Below are 15,429 nucleotides of genomic sequence, written 5' to 3' on the forward strand. Positions count from 1 at the left end.
CGGCCGCCCTTCGTGGGGCGGCCGCCACAGTCGTATCCAGGCCCTATCCCTCCGGGCCGGCGATCCACTGCTCCCACGACAGCTGCCAGACGCTCCAGCCGTCGGTCGGCTCGAGGATCTGCTCGCCCGCGTTCTGCACGGTCACGACGTCGCCGGGCTTCGAGGTCTCCATCAGCCACGCGGCGTTCTCCGTGGAGAGGTTGATGCAGCCGTGGCTGGTGTTGGTGTTGCCCTGGTAGCCCACCGACCAGGGCGCCGAGTGGTAGAAGATCCCGCTGTAGGACAGGCGCACCGCGTACTCGACCCACAGCCGGTAGCCCTGGCTGCTGTCGACCGCGACACCGTAGGTGCTGGAGTCCATGGTGTAGCCGTTGTGCTCGCTCATGACGGTGTAGGTGCCGTTCGGCGTCGGGCTCGACGGCTTGCCCATGGAGATCGGCATCGTCCTGACCTCCTGGTCGTTGACGTACACCTTCATGTGGTGGGTCGCACCGTCGGCGATCGCGACCAGTTTGTCCCCGATCGTGAGGTTCGCGGCCTTGTCCTCGGCACCGTAGGTGCCATCACCCAGGTTCCTGCCGTAGATGCCGGCGTCGACAGACACGGTGGTGCCCGGCTGCCAGTACTCCTTCGGCCGCCAGGTGGCCTGGTCGTCGCTGAACCAGTGGAAGGCCCCCTCCGTCTGCGGCTGCGTAGTGATCCGCAACGCCTTCTCGGCCGCCGCCTTGTCGGTGATGTCGTCAGAGAACGTGAAGATCAGCGGCATGCCCACCCCGACCGTCTGGCCGTCCTGGACGTTCATCGAGACGCTGACCGTCTGCGCGGGAGTGACCGTCGTGAACGTCGAGGTGGCGGTGGCGGGCTTGCCGTCCTGGCCCGTCGCCTTGGCCGTGAGCGTGTAGGTCTTGCCGTAACCGAGCGGCTCCGCCGACTGCCACGACGTGCCGTCCGGCGTGAGGCCGCCTTTCACGACCGTGCCGTGGGCGCCGACCAGCGACGCCTCCGTGATCTTGCCGTTGGTGGCGTTCGCGGTGATCGGTTGTCCCGGCTCCACGTTCTGCGCACCCTCGGCGATCGACAGGCTGAGCGAGACGGGCTCGGGAGGTGCGGTGGTCTGCGAGGTGTCCGAGCCCTGATCTGTGGAGCGCTCGTCGCTCGCGGCAGACGTGCAGCCCGCGAGCAGCGCACCCGCCAGCGCCACGATCGATACCAGCCGAACCCCCGGAAACGGGCCGCGCACACCCCGACGTTTCATCGGCGACCATCACTTTCGTGTCCTGATTACCCCAGTTGTGGGCCCCAGTCTGCCCCATTCGTCGCATAGCGTGTGCGGCTGTTGCCAAGTCGTGCTCAGTCGTGTTGGCAGGGGTGCTCGACAGGGGCAAGGAGGCGCCGTGCTACTGTTTCTCTCGTCGCTGAGGGGGACCCACGAACGCGGGTTCCAGACCGCACGACGCGCGCCATTAGCTCAATTGGCAGAGCAGCTGACTCTTAATCAGCGGGTTCGGGGTTCGAGTCCCTGATGGCGCACTTCCACCCCAGGTCAGAGCACCTGGGGTTGTTTCTTTTTGATCATGGTGCCCCTTTACTGCCCCTTTCTGTCGCCGGGGGCATCGACCACCGACACGACATGACGCCGAGACCGGCTTGCGGCGACGTAGGTGCCTGTGGTTTGCGACACGCGTGGGTGGCCCAGCAGGTCGCTCGCTTCTCGTGCGGCAACGCGTCCGTGAGCGGAGTCGCGACAGTCCGCCTGAACGTGCGAGGCGTGAACCAGTCCCCGATGCCGTGCCGCTCGCGGAAGGCTCGCCAGTCGCGACGTAGGTTGCGGGTCTCCCGAGAGCCTCCGAGCGTATTCGGGAAGACCCAGCCGGTCAGCTTCTCCGGGGCGACGCCAGCCATGGCCGCGAGACGCTCACGCCGATCCAGGCGCAAGTCCACGAGCCAGTCGGCAAGCGGAAAGCCACGCTGGGCGTTCTCACCCTTGCCCTCGTTGATCGCCTTGCCCGTGCTTGCTGCGGATCGTGTTGCCATCGACCCACGCGGTCTTGTCTTCGAAGGCCGCATGGGATCTCGACGGTACTCCGACCTACTACGATGAAATCGGTTCCGCGGGCGCCCCGCCGGCGCGAACGCATCGCGCCGGACCTTCCCGGCCGTGCGCGCACCTACCCGCTCCGTGGCGAGGTCACGACCACCATTGATCGGCACGCCGAATTCGTCCTCCTGTTGACGCAGCAGCTGTTCGGCGACGCCAAGGTCGTCGTCACCGGAACCTCGAGCTGCCAACTTCCCGGACGACTTCAGCGCGGCCATCGCTTTCGAGGGCGCCGCTTGCACCCCGACGTTTCCCGACCCTGGCGAGTACATGCAGCCGAGCTGGAAGCCGGGCCGGCAGGACACGATGAAACGCATCTCCGGCGCCGCGTTTGAACAAAGCTCGTCGCGGCCGGGGACGAGGACTTCTGGCCTCCGATTGCCCTCGTCGACGAGATAGCGGCCGGTCTCCCTGACGGTAAGAAGCTCACGATCGACGGATCGGTCACTATCCGATGTTCGAGGACCCCGAACGGATCTGCGTGATCATCGTCGACTTCCTGAGGCACGTCGGAGAGCGTTCCGGATAGCCCGTGCGGTGGTCCTACTGGCCCTCCACTCTCGACCAAGCCGCGGAGACGCCATGCTCAGCCCAGTCGTCGACGACAAGCCGGGCGTTGGCGCCGATCTCCAGCTCGTCGAGTTCTCCGACCCAGCGGCCCGCGATCCGGATGCCCGGCTCGACATCGACCAGCGCTGTCGCGGCCGGCAGGTGGTCGACGTAGCTCGGGTGGAAGGCGCGGTAGGCGATCGAGAAGCTCGCGATCGTCCCCGCTCCCGGTGCCTGGATCCAGCTGAAGTCCTCCGACTGGCAGTGGCGGCAGAACGGCCGGGGAGGCCACTGCTTGGTCCTGCAGCTCATGCACTGCCGGACGAGGAGCTCGCCGTGCGCCAGGGCCCGCAGATGGGGCGCGAAGAGCGGATCCTCGCCGTTCAGCGGCAACGGGAGGCCAGCGGCCTCCTGTTCGAGCGTGGAGGCCGGAATCCGGTTCATACTTCTACCTCTCAGTTGTGCAGCACGAGTGCCGAACCGTCACCGAAATCGCCGTAGCCGGTGACGAGGCCGAGTTCCGCACCGGCGACCTGCCGCTCACCGGCCTCCCCACGCAGCTGCCACACCGCCTCGACAACGTGGTTGATGCCCAGGACGTGCGCCTCCGACATCAGCCCACCGTGGGTGTTCACCGGGAGTTCGCCTCCCAGGGCGATGCGACCGTCCTTCACGAAGTCGGGGGACTCGCCTCGACCACAAAAACCCATCTCCTCGAGCTGACGGAGCACGATGAAGCTGAAGCAGTCATAGAGTTCGGCGAAGTCGAAGTCCTCAGGCCGGACACCGGCCATCTCGAACGCACGGGGGGCCGCGCGACCGATTCCCATGTCCAGCAGGTCGGGTCGGTTGAGCAGGTCGTCGGGTGAGTCCGCGTGGCCCTCGGCACCACCGGCGATGTAGATCGGGCTGCGGCTGGACTCCGCCGAAACCGCCGACGAGACGAGCACGGCAGCGGCGCCATCGGTCTCCAGCGATACGTCGAGCTTCCGGAACGGCTCGACGAGCATCTGACTGGCGTAGTAGTCGTCTCGCGTCATCGGGCGGTCCCGCATGTACGCCTTCGGGTTGAGGTGCGCGTGGGCCCGCGCGGTGAGGGCCACGGTCGCCATCGCATCCCGGTCGATGTGGTAGTCGTGGATCCATCGGTTGGCGTGGAAGCTGTACCACTGCATGGGCGCCAGCAGACCGAGCGGTGCTTCCAGGTTCTCTCGTAACGCCTTGCCCGGGACGTTCACGACCGTCGGCCGGTCGGAGAGCTGGCTGAGTCGGCTCGGACCGCTGAACGCGTTCCATCCCGCCACGACGATGACCCGGCTCGCGACGCCGGTCGCCACTGCCATCGCGGCGTTGAAGACAGCGGCAGTTGGCGAGGCGCCACCGATGTGGACGTGCGCGTGGTACTTCAGGTCTCTGATGCCGAGAGCGTTGATGAAGTCCTCGTTGCTGGGTTGGTCTCGCCAGCCCATGACGACACCGTCGACGCCGGCGGGGTCGATCTCGGCGTCCCGGCACGCGGCGATCGCCGCGCCGAGGCACTGCTCGGTCTCGGTGCGGTCTGTGCCGCGCGTGTACGCGGTGTTGCCCACGCCGATGATCGCGGCTTTGCCACTGATGTTGATCGTGTCCATCCCTGCTCTTCTCCGAACGTGCGCATGCTCCCGGGGCCGGTGTGTGGGGGCAGCGCTCACTCGAGGAGGATGTCCGCGCTGAGGCGGGCTGCCGGCGTGATGGCATACCGGTCGAAGTCGGTGATGCCTTCTTGGCGCAGGAAGTCCTCGTCGATGAGCGTGTGCCCGCTGAACTCGCCGCTCGGCTTGGCGAGTATGCGCGCCGCAGCCTCGGCCATGATGTCCGGGTGCCGGCCCGTAGCGAAGTCCTCGGGGTAGTGGACCCGGACCGCATCGGTCGAGATCATCGTGCGCGGCCACAACGTGTTCGAGGCCAAGCCTTGGTCATTGAACTCGGCCGCCACGCCCAGCGCGCACTGGGTCATGCCGTACTTCGACAGCGCGTAGGCGAGATAGCGGCCCAGCCACACGCCGGTCGTCGGCAGCGGGGGCGACAATGTCAGGACGTGCGGGTTGTCCCCCTGCAGCAGATGCGGCAGTGCGTGGAAAAGCACGCTGTAGGTCCCCCGGGTGTTGACGTCCATCAGGAGGTCGTAGCGCCGCAGCGGCGTGTCGAGCAGTCCCGTGGGGCTGATCGCACTGGCGTTGTTGATGACGATGTCCAGGCGTCCGAACTCGGCGACCGCGGCGGCGACAGCTTTTCTCACCCCCTCGTCGTCGCGGATGTCCAGCCGCAGCGGCAAGGCTTCGCCGCCTGCCGCGCGAATCTCCCGGGCAACCGTGTAGATCGTCCCCGGCAAGGCGTCCGAGTCCTCGACCGTCTTGGCGGCCACCACGATGTTGGCGCCCTCCGAGGCCAGGCGAACGGCCATGGCGCGGCCGATTCCCCGACTGCCGCCGGTCAGGAAGACCGTCTTGTTCGCAAAAGCTCCCACTTCTCCGCCTTTCATCGCCCCACGAACACCGGTGTGCGCTTGTCCATGAAGGCGGCAACACCTTCACGGAAGTCCATCGTCTCGGCGCTCCTCACGAAGCTCGACGTCTCGGCCCGCAACTGGGCTGCGAAGGTGCTGGACACCGCGCCGTGGACGAGATTCCTCACCTCTCGCACCACGAGCGGCGACGTCACCACCAAGGACGAGACGAGGGAGGACAGCTCCGCGTCGAAGTCCGCGGCCGGGACGTGCCGGTTGATCAGTCCTATCGCGACCGCTTCCTCCGCGCCGATCCCGTCGCTGCGAAGCATCAGGTCCAGCGCTCGACGAGGTCCGACCAGGTGGGTGAGGGAGTGGGTGATTCCACCATCGGCGGTGGCGCCGAGCTTGCGGTAGGCGGTGGCGAAGCGGGCGCCCGACTCGGCCACGACGAAGTCGCACGCCAACGCGAGAGAAAGGCCTCCACCGGCGGCGACCCCGTGGACTGCGGCCACCGTGGACGCGGACAGGCCGCGCAGCGTGAGGAGGAACTCGTGGAAGTCGGGGATCACGTCCAGCATATAGGTGGCGATGTCATCCATATGGTCGCTGAACATCGTGACATCTCCGCCCGCGCTGAAGCAGGAGCCGCGGCCCCTGATCACGACGGCCCGGAGGTCCCGCTTGGCGGCCAGCCGGTAGCCGGTGGCGCGGAGGTCCTTGGCCACGGCCTTGTTGATCGTGTTCAAGGCATCCGGGCGGGCCAGCCAGACGGTGGCCACGCCTTCGTGCTCCTCGACTTCGATCGTGCTCTCGGACATCGGACAACACTCCTTGTCGGTCATCACTGTTCCGCATCCTCACCGGGCGAACCGCGGTGGACGCTTCTCGGCCGTGATGGCACGGAACGAGTTGCGCCGTTCCGGGCGATCAACGGTGATGATCGCGGTCGCATCCGCCACCTCGTACCCGATGTCCTCGAAGACAAGCATGTACTTACCTTTCGTTGCTGTCGGGGTACCGCGCTGCCGCACCGATCTGAAGATCGCACCGCGCTGATGCGGCGAGGCGATCGCCGCTCCTCACGACGATCTCCAGACCGACGACTACATCTGAGGACCCTCCGGCCTCGACCTCGACGACACGGCCCGACGCATGCAGCTCCGCGCCCGCGAACGCGGGACTGTGGAACCGCACCTCCCGGCGGACGACCCGGCTCAGTGGACCCGCCCAATCGGTGCCCGCCCGATCGATGAAGCCGTGGATGAACATGGTGTTGATGAACGGCTGTGGCGCACCGCTGGCTCGCGCGTAGTCGGCGTCGTAGTGAGCCGGCAGGAAGTCGCGCGTCGCGGCGACGCACTGCACACAGGTCTCCAAAGTCACGTCCAGCTTGATGCCCGGGATCAGCCCACCGACGCGCGGGCGCCGGGGGTCGGCGACCACCGCGGGCGTGTCCTCCGGCGCCGGAGCGGGCGTCCGGTGGGCAGACCCCTCTCCTGTCGAGTCCACGGTGTAGCGGAGCATCGTGTTGACGTGGGTGGCCACGGGGGTGCCGTCGGGGAGGCGATACGTCGCCTCGGTGGTGATGAAATGCCCCGGACCGAGGGCCGTGCGGCGCTCGGGACTCACCGCCTTCACGGTCTCCTCGACCGTCAACCGGTCGCCCACCCGGATCAGCGGCCCGAAGCACGTTCGCGACGATGCGTTGACGACGCGATCGCCGGGTAGGGGAACCAGAGGCGCCAGCATCGGCGGGTAGGTGGCGACGTGATCGGGTACCCAAGCGAGGGGCCAGGACCAGACCATCAACATCCCCGGTGGGCTCAGGACGTCCCCCCAGGTGTCCGACGCCCATTGTTCGTCCCAGTACGAGGGGTTTCCGTCGCGCACCAGGGCGGCGTAGGCCTTCACCTGCGCGTGATTGACCGGATCTGAGCACGGGCGGACAGGCGTGGAGCGCCCCACCCACCGGAGGCCCTCCGCGTACGTCCCGAACGCCAGGTGAGAGCGCGAGTCCCCGTGGTTCACCGCGCGGCACCCTTCGCCAGCGCCATCTCGCGGAGACGGAACTTCTGTACCTTCCCCGAAGCCGTCCGCGGCAGCTCCTCGACCACCCTGAGGTGCTTCGGGGTCTTGTACGACGCGAGCCGGTCCCTGCTGAACGCCTGCAGCTCGCCGAGAGAGAGGTCACGGCCCGGCTCAAGGACGACGACGGCACACACCGCTTCGGTGTACTGGGCATCAGGGACGCCGATCACCGCGATCTCGCGGACCGCCTCGTGGCCGGCGAGGACATCCTCGAGTTCGGCCGGATAGATGTTCTCGCCCCCGCTGCGGATCATGTCCTTCACCCGCCCGACGACCTCCAGCAGTCCGTGCTCGTCGAACGCCCCGAGATCGCCCGTCCTGCACCAGCCGTCCACGAAGGTGTCCGCGCTCTCCTTCGGCTTCCGCCAGTAGCCCGAGGCGCGTGCCGGGCTGCGGGTCCAGATCTCGCCCGGTCCGGTGGTCTGAGGGACCCCATCGGCGTCCCGGAGGGAGACCTCGGCCATGGGGAGGGGGCGCCCCACCGCCCGCGGGTTGAGCGCCAGTTCGTCCGGCGCCGCGGCCGTCACGATCGGCGTCCCCTCGGTCAGGCCGTAGATCTGCCAGAGCTCGAGCTGAGGCACCCGACGTCGCAGTTCCTCAACGGCCCAGCCCTGAAGCGGCTCCCCTCCGGTGAACAGGCGCCCCACACCCTCCAACCCCGTCAAGGCGTCCGGGCGGGCGAGCAGCTCGTAGATCATGAAGGGGAACATGAGCACGTCGGTGGCGCCAACGGAAACCACCCTCTCGACCGCACGGTCGACGGTGAAGCCACCGCTCTCCAGTGCGACCGCGTGTCCACCCATGAGGACGGCCGGAAGGCAGAGGTCCTCGAGCGCGCCGACGTGGTACATGGGTCCGGTCACCAGCGACACGGTCTCCGCACCGAAGCCCCAGCGGGCCGCCTGCATGAGCGCGAAGGCCATCGTGCCCCCATGTGTCCACACGGCGCCCTTCGGACGGCCCGTCGTCCCGGAGGTGTACATGATCATCGCCGCTTCGTCGGCAGCACGCTGCACCGGCGGCTCGGCCGGGTCGGCATCGCTCAGCAGGGACCAGGGCACGGTGGGACCGCTGACCGTCGCTGATGTCCCCCGGACGACCAGCTTGACGTCGCCGGCCGCTGCTCGCGCCCGGGGAGCGAGCTCTGCGTCGGCGAGCACGATCGCACAACCGGAGTCGATCAGCGCGTACCGGATCTCGTCGACCGTGAGCCGAAAGTTGAGCCTGACGGCGATCGCTCCCATCGAGGTGATCGCAAGGTAGCTGGTCCAGTAGTCCACGCTGTTCTTCATCAGGATTCCGACGCGGTCCCCGGAGCGCGCCCCCAGTTCACGCAGCCCCGTGGACACCCGTCGCGCTGCCATGGCGAGCGCGTGGTGGGTCGCGGTGTCGGGCCCCACCGACACCGCCGGCCGATCGCGCCGAGCAGGATCGAGCTCTCCCACCCGGACGAGATGTCCGAGGTCCATATGGTCTCCTTGTCAACTAGCGCTAGATGTGCCGCGCGGCGCTCACGCCGAGCGGAGCGACTCGCGGGCGATGATGATCTTCATGATCTCCGTGGTGCCGCCACCGATCTCGTGAAGCTTGGCGTCGTGCAGGAACCGGGTCGCCGGATGGTCGTCGACGTACGCCGCGCCGCCCAGGATCTGGATGGTGTCGAGAGCCGACTGCACGGCGAGCTCCGTGGCGTGCAGCTTGGCGACCGCCGCCTGGTGCGTGACCTTCTCGCCGCGGTCGATGCGATCCAGCAGGGAGTACACCAGCGTGCGGCCGAGCTCGATTCCCGCCGACATGGTGGCGATCTTGTCCTGGATGAGCTGGTAGCCCGCGATCGCCTGACCGAACACCACTCGCTCTCGCGCGTACCGGACCGAGAGTTCGAGGCAGGCCTGGGCGAGCCCGAGCGCCGAAGCCCCGATGAGAACGCGCTCGTTGTCGAGCGAGTCGACGAGATACCGGAACCCCTCTTCCGGCTCACCGAGGACGTGCGTGTCGTCGAGGGTGACCGAGCTGGCCGTGACCTCCCCCGTCGGCGAACTTTTCCACCCCGCCTTTCGGAACGCGGGACCCTGCACCAGACCGGGCATGCCCCGTTCGAGGATGAACCACGTGCCTCCGTGCAGCTGCCGGTTCTCGCCGCTGGTGCGGGCTATGAGGACGATGAAGTCCGCGATCGGCGCATTGGTGATGAATGTCTTCGCCGCGTCCAGGACCCACCCGCTGCCGGTCCGCCGGGCCCGGCTCCTTGGCGACAAGGCGTCCGATCCGCCAGTCGGCTCCGTGATCGCCATCGCGCCGATCTTGTCGCCCCGAAGCACGGGTTCCAGGTACGTGCGCTTTTGCTCATCAGTGCCGAGACGGTCGATGCACCGTGCGAAGAGGGCCACGTCGGCGAACATCGAGATGTCCAGCCCGGCATTGACCCTGGCCGCCTCCTCGCTCACGATGGCGCGGGTCCTCAGCCGGCCGCCGCCTCCACCGTGCGCCTCGGGGAAGTTGGGCCCCAGCAGGTCAAGCTGGCCCATCTCCGCGAACAACGGCCGGATCAGTTCCGAAGGGTCCCGCTCGAGCTGGGGTACCAGGGGCGCCACCTTGTCGGCGAAGAAGTCCCTGGCGAGGTCGCGCAGGGCGCTCTCCTCCACCGTCAGGCCGCGGCTGTCGATCTTCCGGGTCACGTCGCGCTCGATTCACGTGAGGTCTTGATCTGCTCGACGATGAGGTGCCGCTGCACCTTCCCCGTGGTCGTCTGGGGCAGCTGCTCGACTGTGACGATCTCCACCTGTTTGGGAACCTTGAAACGCGCCAGCTTCTCGCGGCACGCCTCGATGACCGCCGGGACGTCCACGGTCGCTCCGGGCTCCGGGACGATCCAGGCCCAGCCGATCTCGCCCCACCGTTCGTCCGGGACCCCGACGACGAACGCCTGGCTGACGCCGGGTTGCTGGGTGAGCAGCTGCTCGACCTCGCTCGGCATGACCAGCTCACCTCCGGACTTGTAGACCTCCTTCGAACGTCCCACCAGCTCGACGTATCCGTCGTCCCGGATCCTGCCGAGGTCACCCGATGCCAGCCACTCCTCCGTGGGTGCCGCGTCATCGCCGCGGCTCCAGCGTCCGGGCGTGACCGTGGGGCCCCTCCAGCGAAGCTCGCCCACCGCCCCTTCCGGGAGGTCCTCGCCGGTGAGCGGGTCGGTGACCTTGAGGCGCGCCAGCGGCCCGCCGTCGAGGCCGGCGACGCCGCCGTGCTTGATCCGGCCGACGGTGTGGACCACGCGCTCGATCGGGTCCTCCGGCTGGGTCAGCGTCACCGAGCCGGCCAGCTCGGTGGAGCCGTAGGCGGTGACCAGCTCGGTCAACGAGAAGGTCGCGCGTGCCTTGTCCCACAACCATCGGGGAGCAGGCGCAGCGGCGCACATCATGCTCCTCAGGGACGACGAGTCCGTTTCGGCGGCCGCCGGATCGTCGAGGACGGCGACGGCCATGGTGGGCACGCAGATCCAGTCGGACGCACGATGCGTGGAGATCGCCGCCAGCGTGGATTCGACGGTGAACGTCCGTTGCGTGATGAGGGTTCCGCCGACGAACATCGACGCGACCAACCCCTCCGTCCACGCGAAGATGTGGTACAGCGGCAAGGCCGAGGTCATTCGCCGGCCGTCCTCGAACGCCCGGCAATAGGCGGACGCGTAGGCGGCCCGGAGGATGTTGTCGTGCGTGAGCTTGATGCCCTTGGGCTTTCCCGTGGTGCCGGAGGTGTAAAGGATGTCGCTGACGGAGTCCGCCGGAACCTTCCGAGCGGCCACCGCGGGATCAGGCGGGGTCTCGCGACCGAGGGCGGCCACGTCGTCGAGGTTCGGCACTCCCGTCCGTTCCGGATGGTCGACGCCGTGCTGCACCACCTGACGCAGATCCGGCAACGATCTGGGGTTGCCCCCGGTCCAACCGGGAGCGACCTCGTCGAGCATCGCCAGGTGATCGAGGTCCCGAAAACCCGAAGCCGTCACCAGCAGCCGGCAGCCGGAGTCGCGGAGCACGAACGCCAGCTCCTGGGCGCGGTACAGGTAGTTCAGGCTGACGGTCGTCGCACCAACCCTCGAGAGCGCGACCCGCACCGCGACGTGCTGCCGGTCGTTCGGCAGCAGAACGCCTACGTGGTCCCCGGCTCGCACACCGAGAGCCAGGAAACCGGCGGCAAGCTCGCGCGACCGGGCCCGCATCTGGGAGTACGTCAGCGCATCGTCGTCGTCGATGACCACCGCGCGATCGGGATGAGCCTCGGCAGCGTGGTCCACCAGGTCGTGAAGGGACCACGCCGGCCAGGTTCCGAACCGCGACTCCAGCGCCTCGCGGCGCTGTCGGATGAGTGAAGCCATGATGTCCTCCATCGGATGTAGCACGAGATGACGGCTGCCCTCAGTGGCTCGGAGATGTGCTGTCAGCCATCGGTCGCCGGCCCGGTCGCGAGCACCTGGGCCTGTTCGAGCGGAGCAGCCGGTGATCCATCGTGTGAAGGAACCCGCGTGCTTTCCGCCGGGGACCGTGCTGCACACCGTCCTCATCGGACCGGGCGGGATCGACTGTGCAGCCTGCATCGGAAGGCTCGTCCACGGCGTGGTGCGCGGCCGTTCCCGTGGGGACGGCGAGGGGCGGCCGTAGGTAGCGGGTCATCGCCGGTACGGTGACGCTCCAGGTGAAGTCGAGGATCCGGGCTCCCGCGAGGAGCTGCCGCGCGTTCACGGTCATGCTCCTTCCGGCGCGGCGCCGGCGGCCGGTTCACCGGTTTCGCTCTGCTCGAGGCGGTCGATCAGGCCTGTCCTCTTCGACACGTACGCGTAGAGAAGGCTTGCCGCGACCGCGCTGAACGGCCAGAACACGTAGACCAGGAGGCCGCTGGCGGGCGGCAGCCCCCAGAAGGTCGCCTCGTGGACCTGCAGTGTCACGAGGATCCCGATCCACACGGCGGCGTGAGCGAGGTTGAACACGTGGATGGCCGCGGCGGCAGCGGTTCTGTCCGGACCGGCCGGCACCTCAGCGACGGACAGGTACAGGAGTACCGCGACGATCACCGGAGCGGCCAGGAACATGATGGCTGAACTGTCGAGGAACATGCCGATCAGGCTGATGATGACCAGCACGGTCAGAATGGCGACGAGGACTTCGATCCTCCGCTGGATGTCGTTCACGCCCGGGCCTCCGTGTCTGGGGTGATCTGGACGGGCTGTTGCCGCGCCTCCGGTTCCGCGATCGCATCGAAGCGCGTTTGATCCGCGCGGTTCTGAGTGAGGTAGGAGACGGCGACGTAGACGACCATTCCGACCGCGATCACCGCGTGGCCGCTGAAGAAACCGGTCGGCGGGGTCCACCATCCCTCCTTGGTCACAATGGTGAGGCCGACGTTCAGCAACAGGCTGGTGATGATCGCGGTGAGCGCGCCGGTCCCGGTGCCGCGCCGCCAGTACAGACCGACGACGATCGGACCGAGGATGGCTGCGGCGAACGCGGACCAGCCGATCGCCCCGAGCAGGTAGATGATCTGGTCGAGGAACAGCGCGACGAAAACGCTGAGGCCGACGATGACCACGCTGGCGATGCGGTTCCACCTCAGTTCTCGGTTGAGCGTGATACCGAACGATCCGAGCAGATCGCGGGTCATGGCCGAAGCGCCGATGGTGATGAAGCTGCTCGCGCTGGACATGATGGCGGCGAGCAGCGCCGTGAGGGCGAGCGCGGTGACCACCGGGTGCATGTACTGGCTGAGGAAACTGTTCACGATGTCGTCCGGATTCGATGGCTCGGTCATGTTGCCCTGGACGATCTCCGCACGGGCCGCGAGGCCGAGGCCGAGCGAGAACAACGTCGTCGCGCCGTAACCGACCGACGCGATCAGTGCTCCCCAGCGCAGTTCCCTGGTGGAGCGCAGCATCAAGAACTTGTGGATGAGCTGCGGCTGTCCGATCATGCCGAGGATGATCATCATCGTGTTGGCGACGATCCAGGCGCCAGATCGGACACCGTCGAGCTGAAGCACCTCGGGCGCCGCCGAGTTGAGTGTTTCGAGGGTCGCCGTCCAGCCGCCGCCGATGCCGAGGGTGAGGAAGAATACGCCTACCGACATAGCGATCATGAGCAGGCCCTGCACGAGGTCGGTCCATACCGCCGCGAGCATGCCGCCGGCAACCGTGTACAAGCCAACGATGACTGCGCCGATGACGAGCGCGGTCGCGAAGTCGATGCCGAGCAGGAGCGCGGTGATGAAGCCCGCGGCGACGACCTGCGCGGTCATGTAACCGACCGTGCCGACCACCAGTGCGATCGACATCCACAGGGTCACCGATCTGTTCTGGTACCGCACCCGGATCAGGTCCGGAATGCTGAACGCCTGATGCCTACGGGCTATCGCGCGAAGCTTCCCGCCGAGCATGAACCACGTGAGGGCGAAGGCCAGCGGGCCGGCTATCGCGAACATCAGGGCGCCGAGGCCCCAGCTAGCGGTCGTGCCGGTCACGCCAACCATGCCCCAGCCGCTTTGGATGGACGAGAACGACGCGATGGCCATCACGAAGAAGCCGAGCGATTGTCCCGCTACCAAGAATTCCTTCGATGATTTCATGCGGGTGTTCGCCCACAGGCCGATGCCGAGCATCAGACCGAGATAGACAAGAGTGATGAGCAGGATGAGGGTATGTGAATTCATCAGAGGTTCACCTTCGACTGGATTTCGCTGTTCCCCCGGCAGCTTTCGACATGGGCACTTGGTGTCGGAAGTCGTACCCCGACCTTCCCCTGGCCCACTGATGGAAGATCCGAGCGAGCGGAGCGAAGCCAGCTGATGGCTAGAGTCTCCGCTCCAGCTTCTTGTTCGCGAACTCGTCGAGGCCGAACCTGCCGAGCTCGCGGCCGATGCCTGAGTTCTTCACTCCACCGAACGGGAGGTCAGGAGCACTCTTGACCGTGGTGTTGATGCCGACCATGCCGACGTCGAGCTGGTCGGCGAGGTCGGCGGCTCGGCTCTCGTCCGCGCCGTACACGGCCGCGCCGAGCCCGTAGGGCGAATCGTTCGCGATCCGGACCGCTTCCTCGGCTGAGCCCGCCCGGTGAAGAACCGCGACAGGGCCGAAGACCTCCTCGTGGTAGGCCCGCATCGAGGGGTCGACGCCGGAAAGGACAGTGGCCGGGAAGTAGGCGCCGGGACCGTCGGGCAGCTCACCCCCGAGGTGCACGGTGGCGCCCTTGGACACCGCGTCCTCGACCTGGGCGACGAGGTCGGCCCGTGCCGATGCCGACGACATCGGCCCCAGTCTGGTTGTCTCCTCACGAGGGTCGCCCATCGTCCATTCACGGGCTCGGGCGAGGAACGCCGCGAGGAACCTGTCCCAGATCGGGCCCTCGACGATGATGCGCTTGGACGATGTGCAGGCCTGTCCCGCGTTGGCGAAGCGGCCGGTCGCGGCGTCCTGAGCAGCCCGCTCGATGTCCGCGTCAGCCAGCACGATGAAGGCGTCGGAACCACCGAGCTCGAGCACGCTCTTCTTGAGGTTGCGCCCGGCGGCTCCGCCCACGGCTTCACCGGCACGCTCCGAGCCGGTCAGCGACACACCCCGCAGGTGCGGGTGCGCGATCATGCCGGCAACCTGGTCGCTGGACGCGAAGACGTTCTGGTAGATGCCGTCGGGACCGCCTGCCCCGGTGACGATGCCGGCGATCCGCAGCGCCTGCTGGGGGCAGTTGCCTGCGTGCTTGAGCAGAATGGTGTTGCCGAGGAGGAGGTTCGGGGCCACGAACCGGGCGACCTGGTAACAGGGATAGTTCCACGGCATGATCCCGAGGAGGGCACCGATGGGCCGGGTGTGCACGACCGCCGTTCCGCTGCCTGCGATGTCGAGCTGCTCGTCGGCCAGGAGTCCAGGCCCCTTGGTGGCGTAGTACTCGTAGATCGAGGCCGACAGCTCGACCTCTCCCCTGGCCTGGGCCACCGGTTTGCCCATCTCGAGCGTCATCAATGCGGCGAGCTCCTCGGCCTGGTCGCGGTGAGCATCGGCGATGGCCTGGACGACCGCAGCCCGAGTGTGAACGTCCACCCGCCGCCAGTTCGAGAAGGCCGCGTGCGCGGCCTCCACGGCTCGCTCCGCCTCGGTGTCCGTCATGGTGTCGAACTCCTTGACCACCTCACCGGTGGCCGGATCGACGGTTGCGTACCTGCTCAT

At 67.5% G+C, this 15,429-nt stretch carries 13 protein-coding genes and 1 tRNA gene; 1 reads left to right on the forward strand and 13 read right to left on the reverse strand.

All coding sequences use genetic code 11. The features are described 5' to 3' along the window. Positions 1 to 43 precede the first annotated feature (43 nt). Complete coding sequence (locus FCN18_RS20725) at positions 44 to 1,255, reverse strand: L,D-transpeptidase (RefSeq protein ID WP_137095883.1); 1,212 nt, start codon at positions 1,253 to 1,255, stop codon at positions 44 to 46. A gap of 202 nt (positions 1,256 to 1,457) precedes the next feature. Between FCN18_RS20725 and FCN18_RS20730 the strand changes: the two genes are divergently transcribed. After that, positions 1,458 to 1,530: transfer RNA gene (locus tag FCN18_RS20730), tRNA-Lys, on the forward strand. 1,111 nt (positions 1,531 to 2,641) lie between these two features. Here the strand turns inward: FCN18_RS20730 and FCN18_RS20735 are convergent. The 12 genes from FCN18_RS20735 to FCN18_RS20785 all read right to left on the reverse strand — a co-directional run bounded on the left by FCN18_RS20735 (position 2,642) and on the right by FCN18_RS20785 (position 15,429). After that, on the reverse strand, positions 2,642 to 3,091 hold the full coding sequence (locus tag FCN18_RS20735) for a Zn-ribbon domain-containing OB-fold protein (RefSeq protein WP_137095884.1): 450 nt from the start codon (positions 3,089 to 3,091) through the stop codon (positions 2,642 to 2,644). Positions 3,092 to 3,102: 11 nt separating this feature from the next. Then, positions 3,103 to 4,278: a thiolase C-terminal domain-containing protein gene (locus FCN18_RS20740; RefSeq protein WP_206077950.1), complete on the reverse strand. Its 1,176-nt coding sequence runs from the start codon at positions 4,276 to 4,278 to the stop codon at positions 3,103 to 3,105. A 56-nt stretch (positions 4,279 to 4,334) separates the two neighbouring features. Next, a complete protein-coding gene (locus FCN18_RS20745) occupies positions 4,335 to 5,153 on the reverse strand; it encodes an SDR family oxidoreductase (protein WP_206077951.1) in 819 nt (272 codons plus the stop codon). 11 nt (positions 5,154 to 5,164) lie between these two features. Next, a complete protein-coding gene (locus FCN18_RS20750; RefSeq protein ID WP_112272965.1) occupies positions 5,165 to 5,953 on the reverse strand; it encodes an enoyl-CoA hydratase/isomerase family protein in 789 nt (262 codons plus the stop codon). Between the two features lie 39 nt (positions 5,954 to 5,992). Beyond that, entirely contained in the window at positions 5,993 to 6,124 is a 132-nt protein-coding gene (locus tag FCN18_RS40585; protein WP_255565654.1) for a hypothetical protein, read from the reverse strand. Positions 6,125 to 6,128: 4 nt separating this feature from the next. Next, the gene (locus FCN18_RS39810; RefSeq protein ID WP_199542461.1) at positions 6,129 to 7,163 is read right to left on the reverse strand and encodes an FAS1-like dehydratase domain-containing protein; all 1,035 of its coding nucleotides are present in this window, start codon (positions 7,161 to 7,163) and stop codon (positions 6,129 to 6,131) included. Then, positions 7,160 to 8,692, reverse strand: a complete 1,533-nt coding sequence (locus FCN18_RS20760; protein ID WP_113641171.1) for a class I adenylate-forming enzyme family protein — start codon at positions 8,690 to 8,692, stop codon at positions 7,160 to 7,162. Before FCN18_RS20760 ends, FCN18_RS39810 begins: the two co-directional genes overlap by 4 nt. Before the next feature lie 42 nt (positions 8,693 to 8,734). After that, a complete protein-coding gene (locus FCN18_RS20765; protein WP_113641170.1) occupies positions 8,735 to 9,901 on the reverse strand; it encodes an acyl-CoA dehydrogenase family protein in 1,167 nt (388 codons plus the stop codon). After that, entirely contained in the window at positions 9,898 to 11,598 is a 1,701-nt protein-coding gene (locus FCN18_RS20770; protein ID WP_137095886.1) for a class I adenylate-forming enzyme family protein, read from the reverse strand. Before FCN18_RS20770 ends, FCN18_RS20765 begins: the two co-directional genes overlap by 4 nt. Positions 11,599 to 11,964: 366 nt before the next feature. After that, positions 11,965 to 12,408, reverse strand: a complete 444-nt coding sequence (locus FCN18_RS20775; protein WP_113641169.1) for a hypothetical protein — start codon at positions 12,406 to 12,408, stop codon at positions 11,965 to 11,967. Then, positions 12,405 to 13,868 carry a sodium:solute symporter family transporter gene (locus FCN18_RS20780; protein ID WP_158303143.1) on the reverse strand — a complete coding sequence of 488 codons (1,464 nt, stop codon included), beginning with the start codon at positions 13,866 to 13,868 and terminating at the stop codon, positions 12,405 to 12,407. The genes FCN18_RS20775 and FCN18_RS20780 overlap by 4 nt, the downstream gene beginning before the upstream one ends. A 190-nt stretch (positions 13,869 to 14,058) precedes the next feature. Continuing rightward, on the reverse strand, positions 14,059 to 15,429 hold the full coding sequence (locus FCN18_RS20785; protein WP_137095888.1) for an NAD-dependent succinate-semialdehyde dehydrogenase: 1,371 nt from the start codon (positions 15,427 to 15,429) through the stop codon (positions 14,059 to 14,061).

It is taken from the genome of Prauserella endophytica (assembly GCF_005146945.1).
GTDB lineage: Bacteria > Actinomycetota > Actinomycetes > Mycobacteriales > Pseudonocardiaceae > Prauserella_A > Prauserella_A endophytica.

What these genes read in the sequence shown, in the direction of transcription:
- FCN18_RS40585 (WP_255565654.1), bottom strand. Translation starts at nt 6,124, where the DNA reads ATGCTTGTCTTCGAGGACATCGGGTACGAGGTGGCGGATGCGACCGCG.
- FCN18_RS20760 (WP_113641171.1), bottom strand. Translation starts at nt 8,692, where the DNA reads ATGGACCTCGGACATCTCGTCCGGGTGGGAGAGCTCGATCCTGCTCGG.
- FCN18_RS20735 (WP_137095884.1), bottom strand. Translation starts at nt 3,091, where the DNA reads ATGAACCGGATTCCGGCCTCCACGCTCGAACAGGAGGCCGCTGGCCTC.
- FCN18_RS20785 (WP_137095888.1), bottom strand. Translation starts at nt 15,429, where the DNA reads ATGAGCAGGTACGCAACCGTCGATCCGGCCACCGGTGAGGTGGTCAAG.
- FCN18_RS20780 (WP_158303143.1), bottom strand. Translation starts at nt 13,868, where the DNA reads ATGCTCGGCATCGGCCTGTGGGCGAACACCCGCATGAAATCATCGAAG.
- FCN18_RS20750 (WP_112272965.1), bottom strand. Translation starts at nt 5,953, where the DNA reads ATGTCCGAGAGCACGATCGAAGTCGAGGAGCACGAAGGCGTGGCCACC.
- FCN18_RS20725 (WP_137095883.1), bottom strand. Translation starts at nt 1,255, where the DNA reads ATGAAACGTCGGGGTGTGCGCGGCCCGTTTCCGGGGGTTCGGCTGGTA.
- FCN18_RS20740 (WP_206077950.1), bottom strand. Translation starts at nt 4,278, where the DNA reads ATGGACACGATCAACATCAGTGGCAAAGCCGCGATCATCGGCGTGGGC.
- FCN18_RS20770 (WP_137095886.1), bottom strand. Translation starts at nt 11,598, where the DNA reads ATGGCTTCACTCATCCGACAGCGCCGCGAGGCGCTGGAGTCGCGGTTC.